This is a genomic window from Paractinoplanes durhamensis, assembly GCF_016862175.1.
Lineage (GTDB): Bacteria > Actinomycetota > Actinomycetes > Mycobacteriales > Micromonosporaceae > Actinoplanes > Actinoplanes durhamensis.
In genome coordinates this window covers 24168-44599 of record NZ_BOML01000093.1, presented here as the reverse complement: position 1 = coordinate 44599, position 20432 = coordinate 24168, and the positions used below count along the sequence as shown (strand labels likewise).

General features: G+C 70.2%; 12 protein-coding genes. 4 read left to right on the top strand and 8 right to left on the bottom strand.

The features are described 5' to 3' along the window. Nucleotides 1–37: 37 nt before the first annotated feature. From Adu01nite_RS46085 to Adu01nite_RS46070, 4 genes are all read right to left on the bottom strand, one after another. Nucleotides 38–727 carry a hypothetical protein gene (locus Adu01nite_RS46085; protein ID WP_203735753.1) on the bottom strand — a complete coding sequence of 230 codons (690 nt, stop codon included), beginning with the start codon at nucleotides 725–727 and terminating at the stop codon, nucleotides 38–40. A 372-nt stretch (nucleotides 728–1099) separates the two neighbouring features. Beyond that, nucleotides 1100–1642, bottom strand: a complete 543-nt coding sequence (locus tag Adu01nite_RS46080; RefSeq protein WP_239133214.1) for a hypothetical protein — start codon at nucleotides 1640–1642, stop codon at nucleotides 1100–1102. 121 nt (nucleotides 1643–1763) lie between these two features. Next, nucleotides 1764–3257, bottom strand: coding sequence for an MFS transporter (locus tag Adu01nite_RS46075; protein ID WP_203735751.1), 1494 nt, complete (start codon nucleotides 3255–3257; stop codon nucleotides 1764–1766). Nucleotides 3258–3331: 74 nt separating this feature from the next. Beyond that, nucleotides 3332–4348 (bottom strand): lysylphosphatidylglycerol synthase transmembrane domain-containing protein, encoded by a 1017-nt coding sequence (locus Adu01nite_RS46070; protein WP_203735750.1) that lies wholly within the window; start codon nucleotides 4346–4348, stop codon nucleotides 3332–3334. Nucleotides 4349–4500: 152 nt separating this feature from the next. Between Adu01nite_RS46070 and Adu01nite_RS46065 the strand changes: the two genes are divergently transcribed. Next, a complete protein-coding gene (locus tag Adu01nite_RS46065; RefSeq protein WP_239133213.1) occupies nucleotides 4501–5142 on the top strand; it encodes a TetR/AcrR family transcriptional regulator in 642 nt (213 codons plus the stop codon). A 78-nt stretch (nucleotides 5143–5220) separates the two neighbouring features. Here the strand turns inward: Adu01nite_RS46065 and Adu01nite_RS46060 are convergent, their stop codons facing one another. The 3 genes from Adu01nite_RS46060 to Adu01nite_RS46050 form a co-directional block, all read right to left on the bottom strand. Further along, nucleotides 5221–6717, bottom strand: a complete 1497-nt coding sequence (locus tag Adu01nite_RS46060) for an MFS transporter (protein WP_203735749.1) — start codon at nucleotides 6715–6717, stop codon at nucleotides 5221–5223. A gap of 75 nt (nucleotides 6718–6792) precedes the next feature. Continuing rightward, complete coding sequence (locus tag Adu01nite_RS46055; protein ID WP_203735748.1) at nucleotides 6793–7380, bottom strand: TetR/AcrR family transcriptional regulator; 588 nt, start codon at nucleotides 7378–7380, stop codon at nucleotides 6793–6795. A gap of 152 nt (nucleotides 7381–7532) precedes the next feature. Next, a complete protein-coding gene (locus tag Adu01nite_RS46050; RefSeq protein WP_203735747.1) occupies nucleotides 7533–9143 on the bottom strand; it encodes an alkaline phosphatase D family protein in 1611 nt (536 codons plus the stop codon). A gap of 136 nt (nucleotides 9144–9279) precedes the next feature. On the opposite strand from Adu01nite_RS46050, the gene Adu01nite_RS46045 reads away from it, so the two are divergent. From Adu01nite_RS46045 to Adu01nite_RS46035, 3 genes are read left to right on the top strand one after another with little or no spacing between them, the layout of a single operon-like run. Then, nucleotides 9280–11610, top strand: a complete 2331-nt coding sequence (locus Adu01nite_RS46045; protein ID WP_239133212.1) for a putative bifunctional diguanylate cyclase/phosphodiesterase — start codon at nucleotides 9280–9282, stop codon at nucleotides 11608–11610. Nucleotides 11611–11651: 41 nt separating this feature from the next. Continuing rightward, on the top strand, nucleotides 11652–12572 hold the full coding sequence (locus Adu01nite_RS46040; RefSeq protein WP_203735745.1) for a sulfite exporter TauE/SafE family protein: 921 nt from the start codon (nucleotides 11652–11654) through the stop codon (nucleotides 12570–12572). A 49-nt stretch (nucleotides 12573–12621) separates the two neighbouring features. Continuing rightward, on the top strand, nucleotides 12622–15018 hold the full coding sequence (locus Adu01nite_RS46035) for a putative bifunctional diguanylate cyclase/phosphodiesterase (RefSeq protein ID WP_203735744.1): 2397 nt from the start codon (nucleotides 12622–12624) through the stop codon (nucleotides 15016–15018). 14 nt (nucleotides 15019–15032) lie between these two features. Here the strand turns inward: Adu01nite_RS46035 and pulA are convergent, their stop codons facing one another. Beyond that, nucleotides 15033–20399 carry a pullulanase-type alpha-1,6-glucosidase gene (gene pulA, locus Adu01nite_RS46030; protein ID WP_239133211.1) on the bottom strand — a complete coding sequence of 1789 codons (5367 nt, stop codon included), beginning with the start codon at nucleotides 20397–20399 and terminating at the stop codon, nucleotides 15033–15035. Between the last annotated feature and the right edge of the window lie 33 nt (nucleotides 20400–20432).

Sequence of the window (20432 nt, the reverse complement as noted above, 5' to 3'; positions counted from 1 at the left end):
TGAGTGAGCTGAGAAAACCGGGGCCGCAGATCCCTTTTCAGCGGGACCAAAGTCCCGCGCGGGCGTCGGCGGCCGCGAGCCCGGCCCGCAACGCCGCCTGCTCGCCCGGACGCCACGGCCCGGACGTGGCGAACGGGATCTCGGTCAGGAAGCGACGCTCGGACTCCGGGATCCGCGCGACGACAAGGTCGGGATCGGCAGCCGCGGTCGCATAGAGGTTCGGCCCGTCGGCGTAGAAAAGGTCGGTGACCACGAGCCGCCCGTCGCCGGCCCGCATGACGTTGGCCGGGTTCTGATCCAGCGGCCCGCACCAGGGCAGCTCCCGGCGGGCTCGCTCATGGACGCGACGGACGACCTCGATGAGGTCGGCCCGATCCTCGATCGTCCGCTGGAACGCGTTGGCCTGGTCTTCCGGGACAGCCCGGAGAAACTCCATGATTTGAAGGTCGCCGCCCCCGGCCAGGCGCCGATGCGCGAACAGCTCGGGGACCTGCCGCGTAGACGCGGCCTCGCGATAGAGCGCAGCCGAGTAAGGCCCGGTCGGATCGAACGGACTGATGCGCACAGCCGCCGCGCCGTCCGGCGAACGCAGCGCGATCGCCCAGTCCCCTTCGCCGCAGGAATCCCAGCCCGCCAGCCGAAACGCCTGCTCCGCATCGCGGTGATCGGCCTCGCCCCCGAGCCGGGCAAGCACCTCCGCGAACGCGCCGCTCCCCTTCGGAGTCACACCGTCGACTTTAGGCTCCGCCACCCGGAGCCACTTGGGTCACGCCGCCGGACAGAGTCAGCAGGTGACGCCACCAGGACCACGCCGCCGGACAGACAGCGGGCAGCGCCACCAGGCCGCACCGCCGACCAGAGTCAGCGGGCGGCACCACCTCGGCCACTCCGCCGGGCAGAGTCAGCCGGCCGCGCCACCGGGGCGACGCCGCAAGACCAAGACAGCAGATGACACCACCAAGATCACGCCGCAGGACCGACAGCGGGCGGCGCCACCTGGTTCGCACCGCTGGACCGAGTCAGCGGGCCGCGCCACCAGGGCCACGCCGCAGAACAAGGGCAGCAAGCGGCACCATCCCGGCCACGCCGCTGGACCGAGTCAGCGGGCCGCGCAGAACTCGTGCAGTGCGGCGGCGCCGGCCGGGTCGATCCACTCGAAGGTGCCGCGCAGCTGGTCGGCTCGCTGATCCACGGTGGTGACGGCGGCGGTCAGCAGGCCCCAGGGCATGGCCACGTGCAGCAGCGTCCGGGAGATTCCCTCGGGCAGCCGCGGGCGGTCGGTGACGCGCAGCAGCACGCCGTCGGTGGAGATGTCCTCGATCTCGGCGGCCATCGCCACCAGCCCGCCGTCGATCTGGGCGGTCCCGGTCGCGGTGTAGCCGCCGGTGTGCCGGGCCGCGGCCCGGCGCTGGACGATGCCGGTCGGCGGGGCGCCGCGGACGGTGAGCAGGCCGGCCCGCAGCTCCGCCTCGACCCAGGTCACGCCGGCGTCGCTGACCAGTTCGAGGACGCCGAGCCGCCGGACGCCGGGCCCGTCCAGGCTGAGCACCGGGATCGGCGCCAGCTCCGCGACGAAGTTCGCCGAGGTCTCGGCCAAGCTGATCAGCGAAAGGGATTCCACCCCCGCGCTTCGGGTGCTCACCCCTTCGCCGTAGCAGCGGAGAGTGAGGGTGCTTCCAGCCCGGACAGTAATCATGTGGCATCCATCGGCAACCGGCCGGCGCACTTGAGCGAAGTACGCCGGCCGGTGAAAAAGAAAAGGATCAGCGATGGTGCGCGTGCGGCAGGTGGATCTCCGCCGGCTCCGGCGGGAGGTCGCCGACGCCCGCCTCGACCGCCTGCTCGTGCCGACGGTGGGCCGACGGCAGGGCGAGCGCGGCGACCACGGCGATCACCGCGACCACGGCGCAGGCGCCGAAGCCGTACGTGAAGGCGTCGTCGGTGGGCAGGCCCTGGGCGGTGGTGTGGGACGTGATGACGGCGGCGACCACCGCGGTGCCGATGCTGCTGCCGATTGTCCGGGCGATGGTGTTGACGCTCGTCGCCTCGCCGGTCTGGGTGGCCGGCACGCTCTCGATGATGGCGTTCGACATGGCGGCGAAGGCCAGGCCGATGCCGGCGCCGGACAGCAGGCCGGACAGAACGACCTGCCACAGTGCGCCGTGGGCCAGGGCCGGCACCGCGAATGCGGCCACCACGAACAGCGTGCCCAGGAACATCGGCAGCTTCGGGCCGAACTTGCGGTTCAGGATGCCGGCCAGCGGGCCGAAGATCACCATCGTGATGACCGTGGGCAGCAGGAACAGGCCGGACTGCGACACCGACTTGCCGAACCCGTAGCCGGTGCTCGCGGGCAGCTGCAGCAGGGTCGGCACCAGCAGGAACGTGCCGAACATCGCGAAGCCGAGGATCAGCGAGACGATGTCGGTGGCCCAGACGCCGCGGACCCGCATGAGCCGCATGTCGACCAGCGGCTCCCGCACCCGCAACTCGACGAAGACGAACACGACCAGCGCGACGACGCCCACGGCGAGCAGCACGATCGTCTTGGCCTCGCCCCAGCCCCAGCTCTGGCCCTTGCTGATCGCCAGCAGCAGCGCGACCAGGCCGACCGAGAGGATGCCGGTGCCGAGCAGGTCGAGGCGGCCGGGGGTGCGGACCGGCGACTCCTTCATCCCGAAGACCGCGCCGAGCAGGGCGATCACGACCAGGGCGAGGGGCAGCCAGAACAGCCAGTGCCAGGAGAGGTGCTCGACGATCGGGCCGGCCGCGACGATGCCGATGCCGGCGCCGATGCCGAAGATCGCGGACAGCAGGCCGACGATGACGCTGACCCGGTCGCGGGGCAGTTCGTCGCGGACGATGCCAATCGACAGCGGCAGGATCGCGCCGGCCGCGCCCTGCAGGGCCCGGGCGACGATCAGGACGGCCAGGTTGGGCGCGAGCGCGGCGACCAGGGTGCCGATGGCCAGCACGGCCAGCACGGCGATGAGCACCTTGCGCTTGCCGACCATGTCACCGAGGCGGCCGAGGACCGGGGTCAGCACCGAGGCCGACAGCAGGTAGGCGGTGATCACCCAGCTGACGTCGCTGGTGTCCGCGCCCAGGTCCCGCCCGATGGTGCCGAGCGCCGGGGCGACCAGGGACTGCAGCACGGCGAAGGCCAGACCGCCCAGCGACAGGTAGAGCACCAGCATGCCGCCGCCGCGGGGCCGGTCGACGCCGGCTGCCTCGCGAGCCTCGAGTGTATCCGTCATGACGTCCCTCACCGCTCGATGTAAACGCTTGCTGACTAACTATCGGCCTCGGCCGAGGTTAAGTCAACAATTGCTTACGTCACACTCGCGACCGGGTGCCGGCCACCGAGGCGCAACACCAGGTGCGACGCCAGACCGATCGGCAGCACCAGCCAGCAGGACGCGAGGCGGTAGACGAGCACGGCCGCGGCGGCGGCGGCATGCGGAGCCCCGGCGGCAACAAGCCCGGCAAGCAGGCTCGCCTCGATCAGCCCGAATCCCCCCGGCGTGATCGGAATCTGCCGCACCACCTGCACCGCGAGATACACGGTCGCCAGCTGCGCCACCGAGAGCGAAAGCCCACTCCCCCGAGCCGCAGCGGCAAGACAAGCAAGATCAAGAAGCCAATTGAGTACGGCGAATGCCACCGTCACGCCGAGTTCCCGTGGCCGCACCGTCCGGACCTCACGAAGCACCCGGCCGACGGCCGCCGGCAGGCGCGCGGCGATCCGCGACTCATGGTGGACCCGCGCGCGCACCGCCCCGACGACCACCGGCACGACAGCGACCAGGCACAGCAGCACCACGACGGCCAGGGCGGGCTGCCGCAGGCCGACCATCGACCCGGCCACCGCGGCATACGCCAGCAGCAGCCCGCCGACGGAGGCCGCACCGGACAGCACCATCGTCGTCGCGGCCGCGGCGGCGGTCGCTCCACGGCGGCGGTACTGCCCCATGGCATACGCGGCCGACATCGCCGAGCCGGCCGGAAATGCCAGGCTGATCGCCGACCGGGCATAGGCGACGGCGAGCGCGACCGGCCGGGACATCCGCACCCCGAACGCGGCGAGCATGACCCGCTGCTGCCGCCCGAACGCCGCCTGCGACAGCTGCTGCAGCAGAACCGCGACAGCGAACCAGCGCGCGTCGGTGGCCCGCAGAGCCGCGAGGATCTCGCCCGGCTCCGGCGCACGCCCGCGCAGCGTCACGACCACGACGACCCCGGCCACCAGCGCGGCAAGCCCCCGGACCCACCACCGCCGCGAGGCGGCCACGACGAACTCGCGAAGCGCGAAACCCGTCCGGCGACCACCGGCGACGCCGAGCTCCATGATCGATCGCCCCTTAGTAAACGTGCGCTGACTTCGGCACGGTACATCAACAGTTGTTTACATGCAGCTGAGTGGTTGATCACATGCACCCGGTGACCAAAGATGTAAATGCTTGCTTACTTAGCCGGAGTTGATCAGATACGCTGAGACTCTTGACCGAGAGGCGGCCCAGGTTGTCAGGCGAGCGGAGCGCGCAGACCGCGCGACCGGAGGAGGCGGAGCCGCCGCGTCGTCGGCGGAACGCGGCGCAGACCCGGCAGGTGCTTCTTCATGTGGCCCGGATCCGGTTCATCCGGGACGGCTACGCCGCGACCACCGTTCGCGACATCGCGGATGACGCCGGCGTCAATGTCGCCCTGATCAACCGCTACTTCACCTCGAAGGAAGGGCTGTTCGAGGCCTGCCTCGGCATGGCGGTCTCGGACATCAGCCGCGACACGGAGAACGTCTCCCTCGAGCAGATCACCGTGCGGATGGCCAACAAGATCACCGCCGGCACCGACGAGGCCCGGCTGCAGGACTCGCTGATGATGTTGCTGCGCACCTCGGGCGAGGAGCGCGTCAACGGCATGCGGCGGGAGATCCTGCTCGCGGTCAGCCAGAAACTCGCCGCCGCGGGCGGGCGGCCGGTGGACGACCAGGCGCTGCTACGGGCCCAGATCATGCTCGGCACCGCGCTCGGCATCACCCTGCTGCGCTCGTCCCTGCATCTCACCCCGATCGACTCCGCCGACGAGCAGGACCTGATCGGCCCCCTCACCGACGTCATCAACGCCCTGCTCCCCCGCGGCTGAAACCGGCCGAAACCGCGGCTGACCCCCGGCCAAAGCCGCGGCTGACCCCGGCCGGCGGTGCGGCCGGGGTCGGCGCGGTCAGACCGCTACCGGGGTGGCGCCGGTGGTGGCGACCTCCTCGCGGCTGGCCTTCACCAGCAGGAGGGCGACCAGGGCGGCGACGCCGATCACGGCGGCGCTCACCCAGAAGGCGACCGTGTAGCCGTGCACCACGGCCACCCCCTGCAAGGCCTGGGCCTGGGACGGGTCGGTCAGGTTGTCGGCGATGTAGCCGGCCACCGCTGAGGTGAAGATGGTGTTCAGCAGGGCCGTTCCCAGCGAGCCGCCGATCTGCTGGGTGGTGTTGATCAGGGCGCTGGCCACCCCGGCGTCGTGGTCGGCCACGCCGACCAGGGCCGTGTTGGACATCGGGCCGAAGACCACGCCCATGCCGAAGCTGATGATCATTTCGGCCGGGAAGACGTGGCTCCAGAAGCCGGTGTCGAGGCCGATCCGGGTCAGCATGACCATGCCGGCCGCGGTCAGCAGCATGCCGGCGAACATCAGGATGCGCGGGCCGACCCGGGTGAGCATCTGGGCGGAGAAGCCGGCGCCGAGGATGATGCCGAGCGTGAAGGGCAGGAACGCCACGCCGGTCTTCAGGGCCGAGTAGCCCAGCGTCAGCTGCAGGTAGTAGGTGAGGAACAGGAAGACGCCGAACATGCCCGCGCCGACCAGCAGCGCCGAGAGGTACGAGCCGCCGCGGTTGCGGTCGAGGATGACGCGCATCGGCAGCAGCGGGTGCGACGACCGCAGCTCGATCACCACGAAGCCGACCAGCAGCACGACCGCGGCGACCAGGTACGCGATAGTGGTGGCCGAGTCCCAGCCGTCACTGGCGGCCTTGGTGAAGCCGTACACCAGGGAGACCAGTCCGAGCGTCGAGGTGAGCGCACCGGGCAGGTCGTAGCGGGTGTTGCCCTCGGCCCGGCTCTCGCCGACGAACCGGAAGGCGGCCACCGCGGCCACGATCGCGATCGGGGCACTGACCAGCAGGGTCCAGCGCCAGGACGCGTACTCGGTGAGGACGCCGCCCATCAGCAGGCCGATCGCACCGCCACCGCCGGCGATGGCGCCGTAGACGCCGAACGCCCGGGCCCGCTCCTTGGCCTCGGTGAAGGTGACCGTGAGCAGCGACAACGCGGCCGGGGCCATCAGCGCGCCGAACGCACCCTGCAGGGCACGGGCCGCGAACAGGGTCTCGGCGTTCTGGGCGAGGCCACCCAGCGCGGACGCCACCGCGAAGCCGAGCAGGCCGATGATGAAGGCGCGCTTGCGGCCGGTGTAGTCGGCGATCCGGCCGCCGAGGAGAAGAAGACCACCGAAGGCCAGGGTGTACGCCGTGATGATCCACTGCCGGTTGGCGTCGCTGATGTCCAGCGCGACCTGGGCGGTGGGCATGGCGATGTTGACGATCGTGGCGTCGAGCACGATGAGAAGCTGCGACACGGCGATGACGGCGAGCGCCAGCCACTTGGATGGTGACTTACCGGATATATCCGGCGCGACGCGAGCGTCAGAAGTCGAGATGGACATGGAGATTCCCCCTAGTCAGGGCACGCGGAGATCACCCGCGCGGCATGCAGGGCCGCGGGGTCAGGAACGAAACAGTCAGGACCTGGTCAGGAGCGGGAGAACGATGTCGTCGACGACGTGTGCGAGGTACGCGTCGTCGAGCGGCTGGCCGAGGGCGAAACAGTGCATAAACAGCAGGGCAGGCACGATCTCGTCGATCAAGCCGGCGTCGTAGCCGGGGTGGATCTCCCCGCGGCGCTCGGCCCGCTCACAGATGGCTTCCGCGAACGGCAACTTCGACTCCTGCATCGACCGCAACTCGGCGGCCAGTGCGGGGTCGGTGTGCAGAGCCATGAACAGCCCGGCCAGGATGGGCCCTTCCTCACCGGAGATGAAACAGCCGATCTCGCCGAACCACGCCATCAGGTCACCCCGAAGGCTTCCGGTGTCGGCGGGTGGCGGCGACTCGGTCTTGCAGCACCGCACGGCGTCGGCGACCAGCTCGGCCTTGGTGGGCCAGTGCCGGTACAGCGTCGCCTTGCTGGCCTGGGCCCGCGCCGCGACGGCGTCGACCCGCAGGCCTTGGTAGCCCGCCTCACCGAGCAGCTCGTAGGTCGCGCGCAGGATCGCCTGCTCCCGGTCCTCGTCGAGCCGCCGGGTCCGGGCAGCTGTGGTCTCAGCCATCACGAACCCCCCGTCTTCACGGCCATGCGAAACGAAACTGTTTCGTACACTAGCGCTCCTGCCTCCCGATGGCGATCTCCGTAGCCGATTGTGACCCAGCCAACGGCAAAGACGCCCGCCGGAGGGCGGGCGTCTTGCGCAACGAGAAAGAATCAGGCCGTCGGCGCGGATTCCCGGCGGATCTTCGAGGAGCCCCGGCCGACCGAGTAACCCTGGACCCACGTCACCGACGAGGTCTTGGAGGTGCGGTCGGCGAGGTGGTACCAGTCCATCCGGCAGCGGCTCGAGGTGATGTCCAGGACGCCGTAGCCGTGCCCGTCGGTCTCCACCCACTTGACGTGCGGGTTGGTCGCCCGGATCAGCGTCGCGGCCAGCAGACTGAGCGGTCCGCCGGGGCTGGTGCCGAGGAAGTCGTTGACGTTGTCGCTGGTCAGCGACGGCACCACGAACTCGGCGGCGGCGGGGTTCGCCGTACCCGTGTCCTTGGTCGTCAGTTCGTTCGCCCACGAGGTGTGGATGTCGCCGGTGATGAAGACGACGTCCTTGGTGGCGTGCGCGCGCAGCGTGTCGACCAGCTTCTCGCGGTCGGCGTTGTAGCCGTCCCACTGGTCGCCGTTGAGCACGAGGCCGTTCTCCGGCACCCCGATCAGCTTGCCGAGCGGGCCGAGCAGCCAGGCCGGCAGCGCACCCACGTCGAGCCGGGAGATCATCACCGGATTGCCGACGATCTTCCAGGTGGCGGTGGAGTTGGTCAGCCCGTCCATCAGCCAGCTCATCTGCGCCGCACCGGTGATGGTCCGGTCCGGGTCGTCGACCTCCGCACCACTGGCCTGCTCAGAGCGGTAGGTGCGCAGGTCGAGCATCGAGAGTTCGAACAGGTTGCCGTAGCGCAGCCGCCGGTAGATGTGCCCGTCCTCGGCCAGCCGCACCGGCATCCACTCCGCGTACGCCTGCCGGGACGCGGCCACCCGGGCGGCGTACGAGCCCTCGGTCGCGGGGTCGTGGTTCTCCGCGCCGCCGCTCCAGGCGTCGTTGGCGATCTCGTGGTCGTCCCAGGTGATCACCCACGGCACCGACGCGTGCAGCGCCTGCAGGTCGGGGTCGGTCTTGTACTGCGCGTGCCGGGTGCGGTAGTCGGCGAGGGCGATCGTCTCGTTGGCCGGCTGCGCCTTGCGGACCACGGTGCCGCCGGCGGTGAACTCCCCCGAGGCGTACTCGTAGACGTAGTCGCCGAGGTGTACCACCAGGTTGAGGTCGCCGCGCTCGGCCAGGTGCCGGTAGGCCGCGAAGTAGCCGCCCTCCCAGTTGGCGCAGCTCACCACGCCGGCCCGCAGCCGGGTGATGGCGGCGTCGGCGGCCGGCGCGGTCATCGTGCGGCCGGTCGGCGACCAGGCGCCGGCCAGGCCGAAGCGGTACCAGTAGGTGGTGGCCGGGGTCAGCCCGGTCACGTCGACCTTGACGGTGTGATCGCGGTCGGGACCGGTCGCGACGACACCGGACCGGACGATGGTCGCGAACGACGCGTCGGCGGCGATCTGCCAGTCGACGGTGACGACCGGTCCGGCACCGGAAGCGGGAGCGGACTCGGGGGTGGGCGTGACCCGGGTCCAGAGCAGGATGCCGCCGGGCAGCGGGTCGCCGGACGCGACGCCGTGCTGGAACGCGCTGGTGGCAGCGGCGGCGAACGCGGGACGGGCGGCGGTCGCCGCGGCGGCCACTCCGGCCAGGAGCAGCAACGAGCGTCGGCTCGAAGTGACAGTCATGCCGTTCTATATATATTGACTCGCCGGTAACTTAGCCCGGTCGGCGGAGATGTTCGCCGGATGGCCGAGACCCGGCAACCGCTGCGTCAAATGGCGAAGTCCTCATGTCCGCCGCGGTTGTACCGATTTGGCAACCGTGTCCGCTACCTCCGTTCTCCGGCGCCTCAGCGGCACGACCACGCTGACTTCGGCGCTGGCCGCGTTCGAGGCGGCGTGGGTGCTGATCGGGCTCCGGCACGAGTGGGCGTACCCGGCGATCGGGTGGCTCCCGGTCGTGGCGATCGCGGCGCTCGCCGCGTACGCCTGCGGGAAGGTCTCCCGCAGGCGGGATCTCGCCGCGGCAACCCGGCGGTTCTGGCGCTCGCTCGCGGTGGCCTGTGCGGTTCTGACGGTCGCCGAGATCAGCAACATGTACGACGCGCTGCACGGACCCGAGCCGACGCAGTACATCAGCCCGCTCACGCTCGGCCTGCTGGTCGTCGTGGTGATCGTGATGATCTGGTCGATGCTGCGGCTGCCGGTCTGGCAGCGCTCCCGCGGCGACTGGACCCGCTTCGGGCTGGACGCCGGCGTGCTGCTGATCACCTATGGTGGCCTGCTGTGGCGTCTCTGGCTGCACACCGGCGGGCAGTGGACCGCGCAGAACGCGGCGATGCTCGCGGTCTGCGCGCTCGCCATCGTCGCGGTGATCGCCCTGGTCAAGGTGACCTTCGCGGGCACCGGTGAGCTGGACCGCAAGGCCCTGCACATCCTGGCGGCGGGGGTGGCGCTGGCGGCGGCGACTGGCGCGCTGAGCCCGGTCTTCGCCGACCGCCCGTACCTCACCACGTCGTTCCTGGCCGGGCCGGTGTCCGGGCTGGCCACGGTCATCGCGGCCGCCCGGCAGCGCCGCGCGGCGGGCGAACCGGCCGCCGACCCGCGGATGGGCCAGCGGTTCAGCATCCTGCCCTACGTGGCGATCGCGGCGATGACCGCGCTTCTGCTGGCCGGCGAGATCGACGACGGGCCGGAGCAGCTGACCATCGCGGCGAGCGTGGCGGCGATCACCGCGCTCGTGGTGGTCCGGCAGATCAGCGCGCTGCGCGACAACGCCCGGCTGCTGACCACGGTCGCCGCCAACCTGAGCAAGCTGCGCGAGTACCAGGCCGAGCTGGACCACCAGATCAACCACGACGCGCTCACCGGCATCGCGAACCGGGAACGGTTCGCCGAGCAGGTCACCGACCGGCTGGCCGAGGGCGGGCCGTTCCACGTGGCGATGCTCGACCTCGACGACTTCAAGGTGATCAACGACCGGATGGGGCACGGCGCCGGCGACGCGCTGCTGCGCACGGTCAGCCGGCGGCTGCACGAGAGCCTGCGCCCGCAGGACGCGGTGGCCCGGCAGGGCGGCGACGAGTTCACCCTGCTGCTGTGCGGTCTCGACGACGAGGCCGCGGCCCGGCTGCTGCGCGAGGTGCTCGACCGGGTGCAGGAGCCGCTCGCGCTGCACGGCCGGGACCTGGAACCGCAGGTCAGCATCGGCGTCACCGCGGCCCGGGCCGGCGACACCCCGGAGGAGCTGCTCCGGCGGGCGGACGTGGCGATGTACGCGGCCAAGAACACCGGCGGCGGCCGCTGCACCTGGTTCGACCCGATCATGGACCAGCTCGCCGACGCCGACGCGCAGCTCGCCGCCGACCTGCGCCAGGCCCTCACCCGCGACGAGTTGTTCCTGCTCTACCAGCCGATCGTCGAGCTGCCGCACGGCCGGCTCGCCGGGGTGGAGGCGCTGGTCCGCTGGCGGCACCCCGAGCACGGCCTGGTCTCCCCGGCGGTGTTCATCCCGCTCGCCGAGCGCAACGGCTACATCGTCGAGCTGGGCCGGTGGATCCTGCGCGAGGCGGTGCGGCAGACCGCCGAGTGGGAGCAGACCTACGGTGCGAACGCGCCGGAGAAGGTGAGCGTCAACATCTCGGCCCGGCAGTTGCGCGAGCCGGGCTTCCCGGCCGAGGTGGCCGAGCTGCTGCGCAGCTCCGGCATCGATCCCTACCGGCTGGTCGCGGAGGTCACCGAGACCGCGGTGCTGGGCACCGGAGAAGCGCTTGATGCCGTACGGGATCTGCACGCGCTCGGCCTGCGCATCGCCCTGGACGACTTCGGGACCGGCCAGTCGTCGCTGAGCCTGCTGGTGGACTGCCCGGTCAAGGTCCTGAAGGTGGACAAGTCGTTCGTCGACGGGGTCACCGGCACGAGCGCCCAGGCGGTGATCGTGAACGGGCTGATCGGCATCACCGAGGGCCTGCGGATCGAGGCGGTCGCCGAGGGCGTGGAGACGGCCGACCAGGCGTTCCGGCTGCACAAGATGGGTTATCGGCTGGCCCAGGGCTTCCACTTCGCCCGGCCGATGCCCGCCTCGGACATCGACCTACTCCTATCACTTCCCACCGGTATCCCAGCGAGCGGGAAAGTCGACAATCTCCACTGAAATAGTGGACAAGGTGGGGGATCCTCGGCCAGACTCGCCGGATGGATCTCACCCTGGCGCTCGCCGGCCTCGGCGTGGGCATCGTCGTCGGCCTCACCGGCATGGGCGGCGGCGCCCTGATGACGCCCATCCTGGTCCTCGTCTTCGGCATCCCGCCGATCGCGGCCGTCTCCAGCGACCTCGCCGCCAGCGCGGTGATGAAGCCGTTCGGTGGCGCCGTGCATGCCCGCCGCGGCACGGTGAACTGGGCGATGGTCGGCTGGCTGTGCGCCGGCAGCGTGCCCAGCGCGTTCCTCGGCGTGCTCCTGCTGCGGCTGCTCGGCGACGACGACAGCGTGCAGCAGACCATCCGGATCGCGCTCGGCGTCGCGCTCGTGCTGGCCGCGGCCGGACTGCTGGCCAAGGCGTGGGTGGCCCGCAGGCAAGGCATCCGCGATTCCGACGAACCGGTCAAGGTCACCGTGAAGCCACTGCCCACAGCGCTGCTCGGCGCGGTCGGTGGCCTGGTCGTCGGTCTCACCTCGGTCGGCTCCGGCTCGCTGATCATCGTGGCGCTGCTCGCCATGTACCCGAAGCTGCGCGCCAACGACCTGGTCGGCACCGACCTGGTGCAAGCGATCCCGCTGGTCACGTCGGCCGCCCTCGGGCACGCGTTCTTCGGCGACCTCAAGCTCGACCTGGCCGGCGCCGTGCTGATCGGCTCGGTCCCGGGCGTACTCATCGGCTCCCGCATCTCGTCCCGCGCCCCCGGTGGCCTGGTCCGCGCGGCCCTGGTGATCGTCCTGCTGGCCAGCGCCCTCAAGCTCTTCGACGTGCCCACCGCCGCGGTCGGCATCGTCACCGGCATCGCCGTCCTGATCGCCGTCGGGCTCGCCCTCGCCAACCGGGCCCGCCGCATCCCGGCCGCCCTGGAGCCCGAGTCATCACCGGCTCAGGAGCGCTCACCCGTCCGACTGACCTGAGGACGCTAAACCGGACGTTCACCCCGCCGATCAGGCAAGTGGGGGTGGGATGGACGTTCGGCGCAAGTTGCTGGGTGCATTCCTGGTGGCGGCTGCCCTGGTGGCGGCCACCGGCGGGGTCGTGCTGCACGCCGACCGGACGGCGGCCGAGCAGGCCGCGGTCAGCGAGGCCGAGCAGGTGGCCCGGGGCATCGCCAAGGACGTGGCCTTCGGGCTTCCGGCGGACACCGACGGCGAGCATCCGGCGCCGCTCCTCTACGACGAGTCGGCCCTCGAGCTGTACCTGAACCGCCTGCACGACCTGCAGCAGCGCGACATCGTGGTGATCGACCAGAACAAGAACATCCTGGCCGACGCGGTCCCGGAGAACATCGGCACCCGGTTCGAGGAGGACCGCGGGGGCGAGGTGACCGCGACGATCGACGACCAGAAACCCCGGATCTTCATCGAACAGAGCGCCGACTACCCGGAGGGCATCCAGCAGGTCGTCGTTCCGCTGATCGGCGTCGCCGGCGCGGTGAAGGGTGCGATCGTCCTCGAATACACGCCGCTCTACGACCAGATGGTGGCCGCGACCAGCGGCGCCCGGCGCTTGATCATCGCGGCCGTGCTGATCTGCATCCTGCTGGTGATGCTGCTCGGACTCCTGATCTCCCGGTCGATCACCCGCCGGATCAACTCGCTGACCAGGGCGGTCGAGGTGATCCGGGACGGTGACCTCTCGGGCCGGGTGGCGCTGTCCGGCCGGGACGAGATCAGCCGGCTCGGGCAGGCCTTCGACGACATGGCCGGGCGCCTGGAACGCTCGGCCCGGGAGATCCTCGCCAAGGAGTACACCGACCGGATCCTGGCCAACGCGGGTGAGGGCATCTGCGGCGTCGACGCCGGCGGCCGGATCACCTTCGCCAACGAGGCGGCCGGCCGGATCACCGGGCTCGGCGCGGACGGCCTGCTCGGCGTGGACGCCCAGGAGTTTCTGCCGGCCGGCGACGACACCGAGCGCGAGATCCCGCTCGAACGCCCGGACGGCACGTCGGTGCGGGTCGCCTACACGGTCAGCACCATCGTCAAGGACGACGCCCGGATCGGCGCGGTCATCGTGCTGCGGGACGTCACCCGGCAGCGCGACCTCGAATACGACCTGCGGCACCAAGCTTTGCACGACGTGCTGACCGGCCTGCCCAACCGCAAGCTGTTCCTCGACCGCCTGGAGCACGCGATGGCCCGGGCCCGGGCGGCCGGCGACGCGGCCACCGTGCTCTACCTCGACCTGGACGGCTTCAAGAAGGTCAACGACAGCCTCGGCCACAACGCCGGCGACGCGCTGCTGCGCACCACCGCCGAGCGGCTGGTCGCGGCGCTGCGCCCGCACGACACGGTGGCCCGGCTCGGCGGCGACGAGTTCGCCGTGCTGCTGGAGGGCGCCGACCAGCCCACCGCCGAGACGTACGCGCAGGCCTGCCTGGACGCGCTGAACCAGCCGTTCGTGATGCATGGCCGCAAGGCGATGGTGTCGGTGAGCATCGGCATGGTGTCGCCGATCGCCGCCTACACCGACGCCGAGGAGGTGCTGCGCAACGCGGACGTGGCGATGTACGCGGCGAAGGCCTACGGCAAGGGCTGCTTCCAGGTCTTCGAGAGCCACATGCACGAGCAGCTGCTCGACAAGCTGGACAGCGAGGCCCGGCTGCGCGACGCCGTGCACCGCGGCGAGCTGCGCCTGCACGTCCAGCCGGTGGTGGCGCTGCCGGGCCGCCGGGTCGGCGGGGTGGAGGCGCTGGTCCGCTGGCAGGACCCGGAACGCGGGCTGCAGCAGCCGGGCTCGTTCATCCCGCTCGCCGAGGAGACCGGGCTGATCGCCGAGATCGACCGGTGGGTGCTGTTCGAGGCGTGCCAGGCCGTCAAGCGCTGGCAGGACCTGGCCCCGGAGGCATCGCCGGCCTGGGTGAGCGTGAACCTGTCGGCGGTCGAGCTGGAGATCCCGGATCTGACCGACCGGGTCGCCTACGCCCTGGCCACCACCGGGCTGTCCCCGCACTGCCTGGTGCTCGAGCTGACCGAGACGGTCCTGATGCGCGACCTCGCGGTCACCGCGGCCCGCCTCGAGGAGCTGCGCGAGCTCGGCGTGAAGATCGCCATCGACGACTTCGGCACCGGTTACTCGTCGCTGGGCTACCTGCGCGACATCCCGGTCGACGTGCTGAAGGTGGACCGCTCGTTCATCACCGGCCTGGTCGGCAACCAGCGGCAGCAGGAGCTGGTCAGCGCGGTGCTGCAGCTCGGGCACACGCTTGGCCTGAAGGTCGTGGTCGAGGGCATCGAGACCGAGGACCAGCTGCAGCTGCTGACCCGGATGGGCTGCCGCTACGCGCAGGGCTACCACCTGGGACGGCCGGAGCCGGTCGCCACGCTCATCGAGCGTCTGGCGGCCGGCTCCTGGGTCTAGCTTTCTTGAAGAACCTAACCTTCGACGAACACCGCGACCGTACGGGCCGGAACGGTGAACGTGCCGCTCGCCTTGGCGAAGGACGCCGTACGAGTGACCGGGTCGGCCGAGGCCCGCTGGACCGGGTGCAGGCTGATCTGCTTCCCGGCCAGCGAGGCCACGGTCTGGGTGGTGGCCGCCGAGGTGGCGTTGAAGACGACCGTCACCGATCGGTAGTTCCGGTCGATTCCCCGTCCGTCCAGAGTCATGGTGATGACCCCCGGTTCTTCGGCGGAGCCGACCGGCACATCCCGCGTCTCGGCGGAGCCGCTGAGCGGGAACGACAGTCGCTTCTGCACCTCGGCGGCGCTCGGGAGGCCGAAGACCGGCGAGGAACTGCGGATGCGCTGCAGCTCCTGGAAGGTCGCGTCGGCCTGGTTGACCGCCGCGCAGCTCGGCACCAGGGACGCGTCGGCCAGCAACGGCTTGGCGTAGACCCACTTGGTCGAGTTGTCGGCGGCGGGCGGCAGGCCGCGGCCGAAGCCGTTGCCGTCCGCGCAGTTCCAGATGATCTGGTTGAACCAGTCACCGGAGTTGTACGAGTTGCGGTCGAGCGACTTGGACCGCAGCCGCTCGCTGCCCGACGCCACGAACCCGATGCCCTGGCCGAGCGCGGTGGTGGCGAGCGCGACGGTCTGTGCCCGCGCCCGGTCCGCCGCCGACGTGGCCTGCGGCAGCTTGTAGGCGAACGCGTCGTACAGGATCTCGTTGTCGTGTGCGTCCACATAGGTGATCGCGTCGGACGGCTGGGCCGTGTAGCCGGCCGGCGAGCCGTTGTAGTCGACCTGCGAGCCGGTCACCGTCGCCCCGGACGAGTCGACGAAGCGATACGACGCGAGGTTGCCGCTGAGCCCGACCTTGATCAGGTCCTGGTCGTGCAGCAGGCGGGCCTTCTGCTCGGCCGCCGTCCCGTTGGCGGTGTCGCCGTTCGGGTCGGTGTAGAGACCGGACGCGAACCCCTGCAGTCGCGGGTTGTCGTCGAACGGGCCGCCGCCACGAACGGCATCGCGCAGCCGGTCGTTGAAGGTGCCGATCCCCGTGCCTGCCATGTTGGCCTGGGTGGCCTGCACGAAGCGGGCGTTGCCGGCGACCTCACCGAAGTCCCAGCCCTCCCCGTACACATAAATGCTCTTGCCGTCGACGCCGTCCCTGGCGAGCGTGAGTTTGTCGAGGGCGGAGCGGACCGCGAGGATGTTCGCCTTCGGGTGGTGGCCCATCAGGTCGAAGCGGAAACCGTCCACCTTGTAGGCCTTCGCCCAGGTGACGATGGAGTCGACGACGAGCTTGCCCATCATCGCGTTCTCGGTGGCGGTGTTGGCGCAGCAGGTGGAGTTGGCGATCGTGCCGTCGGCGAGAAGCCGCTGGTAGTAGCCGGGCACGAGCTGGTCGAGCACGGAGTGCGGGTCGGTGCCGGCGGCCGAGGTGTGGTTGTAGACGACGTCCATGACCACCCGGAGACCGGCCTTGTTGATCCCCTGGACCATCTGCCGGAATTCCACGGTCCGCTTGTCCGGGTCGACGGCGTAGCCGCCCTCGGGCGTCGTGTAGTGCAGCGGGTCGTAGCCCCAGTTGTAGCCGTCGGTGGCCGCCACCGCGGTCACACATTTCTGCTGCTCCTCCGAGTCCGGCGGCAGCGCGGCGAGGTCACAGGCGGGCGTCGCCTGATCTGCCCTTTTCTCGGGGATTGTCGCGAAGTCGAACACCGGGAGCAGGTGCAGATGGGTCGTTCCCGCGCTTGCCAGGGCCGCGAGGTGCTTCATGCCGGCCGTCTTGGGGTCGGTGAAGGCCTCGTAGGTACCGCGCTCAGCGGCCGGCACCGTCGTGTCGGCGATGGAGAAGTCCCGCACGGACAGTTCGGAGATCTGAATCTTCGCGGGGCTGGTGGCGGCCGGCTTGCGTAGGGAGGACCAGCCGGCCGGCGCGAGCGCCGGATCATTGAGGTCGGCGATCCGGCTGAGCGTCGAATCGGTGGACAGGGCGATGGAGTACGGGTCGGTGACCGCCGCCGTGACGACCTTGTCGACCGCGGGCTGCCAGGCCGTGACCCGGTACCTGTAGTACTTGCCCATCCAGGTCGCCGGGCCGCGAACACTCCACACGCCGGTGCGGTCGTCGCGCTTCATCGCCACGGTCTGCGGCGACGCGGTGGTCGTGTCGTAGAGCTGGAGATCGACCGTCCCGGCGGTCGGCGCCCAGACCGACAGGGTGGTGCCGACCGGCCCGAGCTGCGCACTCGTCGCCGCCGCGTAGACGTCGTCGAGCACGCCGGCGGTCTGCACCCCGGTCGCCGAGAGCAGCTTGCCCACCGCGTCGCGTTCGACGGCAACCACCTGGCCGCGCAGGATGCTCTGGATGTTCGGGGCGCTGAGCTTGAACGCGTCCTGCTGCCACAAGTGCGGGAACGTCGTGCGTTGCGCCTCGGTGAGCCCGTCACGCCGGGCGGTCAGCGGAATTGACGAGTACGAACCGGTGAGCTCACCGTCCGCGACGCCGATGCCGCCGTCCGGGGCGTACACCAGCTCATATCTCTTGCCGTCGGTGCTGTCGCCGGGTTTCCAGGCGATGGTGCTCCGGTCGATCCAGACCGCGCTCTCCTTGGTCAGGTCGATGACGCCGCCCGCGCCGGCCTTCTTGACGATCGGCAGCAGCCGGTCGGTGACCCCGCCGAGAAGCCAGACCTCCCGGCCCGCGGTGGCGAAGTCGAGCCGCTGGTCGGTGGGCAGATCCTTGGCGTCGCCGTTGTGGATGATGTAGCTCAGCCCGGTCGCCCCGGCGGCGAGCGGCACCTTGTAGGTGACGCCGTAGGTGTCGGTCTCGGCCGGCTGCAGCGGCGAGCTCCAGTCGGTGCCGGTGGCCGCGCCGTCCCAGACGTGCAGCCCCCAGCCGGTGTAGTTCCCGTCCGCCCGGCGATAGTGGATGATCGCCGTGTTCTGGTCCTGGGCCGGGTAGTCGTGGCTCAGCTGAACCGCGGTGTCGCCCTGTTTCAGCCAGACCTCGGCGTTCTTGCTCGGGTCGAGCGAGCGGTCGGCGTCGGTGTCCTTGACGCCGTCCTTGCTGACCACGATGAACCCGACGTTCTTGGCGCCCGGCTTGAGCTTCACGTAGGCGAACGCGCCGTACGCGTCCCGGCCGACGAACTTCTGCCCGTCGGGCCAGGTCGAGGCCATCGAGTCGTCGACGTCACCCCAGACGTAGAGGTTCTGGTCGTCGTAGTCGCCGGCCGGCCGCTGGTAGTGCACGACCGCGTAGTCGGGGCTGGTCGAGACGACCGGCGTGCCGACGACGATCGAGCTGGTGGTGGAGCCGAGCCGGCCCCGGCTGTCGCGCACCACCGCCTTGTACCGCACGGTGGTGCCGCCGGCCAGGCCGTCGAGGTCGTGGTAGATCGTGTACGGCGCGCGGGTCGCGGTGCCGACGAGCTGCCACGGGCCGTCGCCGACCTGCGCGGCCAGGGTCACGGTGGCGAGCGGGTCGCCGGCGACCTGGGTGGTCACCGCGGCGCGGGTCGGGACGAGCGCACCGGCGGCCGGCGACGTGATGGTGACCGTCGGCGCGGCCGACGGGATCGCGACCGTGGTGTCGGCCCGGAACACCAGAGTGGACAGCGCCGGCACCGTGACGGTCAGTTTGCCGTCGGCGGCCGCCCTGATCGCGGTGGTGCCGCCGTAGATGCCGCGGAAGTTCGCCCCGGCCGACGAGGTGTCGAAGGTGACGGTCTGCGGAGTGGTCGCGTTGTTGGCGGTTACCACGTACTCGTTGCGCTTGTTCGGGTCGATCCGGGAGACGGCGAAGACGCCCGCCCCGGTGGCCGCGTACCGGGTGATCTGCTCGCCGGTGGTCAGGGCCGGGTTGGCCTTGCGCAGCGCGGCGAGGGACGCGATGGTCCGGTAGATCGGGTGCGCGGTGTTGTAGTTGTCGACCGCGTGCGTGCGGTCGGTGCCGATCAGGTCGTCGTCGAGGTAGTCGGCGGACTTCGACGCGAACAGGTCCTGCCGGGCGTCCTTGTCGCCGCCGGGGCCGGTGAAGCCCTGCTCGTCGCCGGAGTAGACGACCGGCTGGCCGCGGGTCAGGAACATCAGCTCGTGCGCGAGTTCGTCTCTTCTCAAGTACGACGAAGCGTCGGAGTTGCCGGACTCGATGAACGAGCCGATCCGGCCCATGTCGTGGTTGCCGAGGAAGGTGGGCAGCCGGTCCGCGTCGGTGTCGCGGGCGGTGTAGAGCGCGTCCTTGGCGTACACGTCAGCAAGGGTTTGGGCGGAGCCCGCGCCGGTCACGAAGCCCTTCGCCGCCTCCTGGAAGGAGAAGTCCAGAGTGGCCGGCAGGCCGCCCTCGCGGACGTAGGTCGATTCGATCTCCTGGTCGGCGCTGTAGACCTCGCCGAACATGAAGAAGTCCTTGCCGGCGGCCTTCTTGATGCCCGCCGCGAACTGCGGCCAGAAGTCCAGGTCCGTGTGCTTGACCGTGTCGAGACGGTAGCCGTCGATGCCGGTGTCGGTGATCCAGTCGGCGTAGATCTTCGTCATCCCGCGAACCACCTCGGGACGTTCGGTCCACAGGTCGTCGAGGCCGTAGAAGTCGCCGTACTCGCTGTTCTCCCCGGCGAACGTGGAGTTACCCCGGTTGTGGTACATCGTCGGGTCGTTCAGCCAGCTCGGCACCTTGACCGTTTTGTCTTTTTGAGTTGGAAAAATCGGCGTATAAGGGAACGACGCCGTTGAAACGGAAGGGAAGCCGTTCTGGCCGTCCGAGTAGTTGCGGTCCTCGAAGGCGTTACCGGAAGCGTCCTTGTAGGGCGCGGTCGCCTTGTCGATGTAGTCGTACTTGTTCTCGGCGTACTGGATCACGTCGGCCGTGTGGTTGACGATGATGTCCAGGTAGATCTTCAGGCCGCGCTGGTGCGCGAGCTTGACCAGCCGCTTCAGGTCGGCGTTGGTGCCGAAGTGCGGGTCGACCTGGGTGAAGTCGGTGATCCAGTAGCCGTGGTAGCCGGCCGAGATGTCGGTGCCGCTGCCCTGCACCGGACGGTTCTTGAAGACCGGGGCGAGCCAGATCGCGGTCGTGCCGAGCCCCTGGATGTAGTCCAGCTTGTCGATCACGCCCTGCAGGTCGCCACCGTGGTAGAAGCCCTTGTCGGTGGGGTCGTAACCGGTCTGGAGCCGGTCGCCTTTTAGATTTCCGGTGTCGTTGGCCTTGTTGCCGTTGGCGAACCGGTCGGGCAGCACGAAGTAGTACTGCTCGCTGGTGGTGAGCTTGTCCGCGCCCCAACTCGCAATGGCGGCGTCGCTGGGCGCCTTGGCGGCGGCCGCATCGGCCGGAAGCGCGACCAGGAATGGAACGAACAAACTGAGTAAGGCAGCCAGAAGCCGTTTTTTGAC

Coding starts and splice junctions, on each gene's coding strand:
- Adu01nite_RS46055 (WP_203735748.1), bottom strand. CDS start 7,380: ATGGCTGAGACCACAGCTGCCCGGACCCGGCGGCTCGACGAGGACCGG.
- Adu01nite_RS46070 (WP_203735750.1), bottom strand. CDS start 4,348: ATGGAGCTCGGCGTCGCCGGTGGTCGCCGGACGGGTTTCGCGCTTCGC.
- Adu01nite_RS46050 (WP_203735747.1), bottom strand. CDS start 9,143: ATGACTGTCACTTCGAGCCGACGCTCGTTGCTGCTCCTGGCCGGAGTG.
- Adu01nite_RS46035 (WP_203735744.1), top strand. CDS start 12,622: ATGGACGTTCGGCGCAAGTTGCTGGGTGCATTCCTGGTGGCGGCTGCC.
- Adu01nite_RS46060 (WP_203735749.1), bottom strand. CDS start 6,717: ATGTCCATCTCGACTTCTGACGCTCGCGTCGCGCCGGATATATCCGGT.
- Adu01nite_RS46040 (WP_203735745.1), top strand. CDS start 11,652: ATGGATCTCACCCTGGCGCTCGCCGGCCTCGGCGTGGGCATCGTCGTC.
- Adu01nite_RS46075 (WP_203735751.1), bottom strand. CDS start 3,257: ATGACGGATACACTCGAGGCTCGCGAGGCAGCCGGCGTCGACCGGCCC.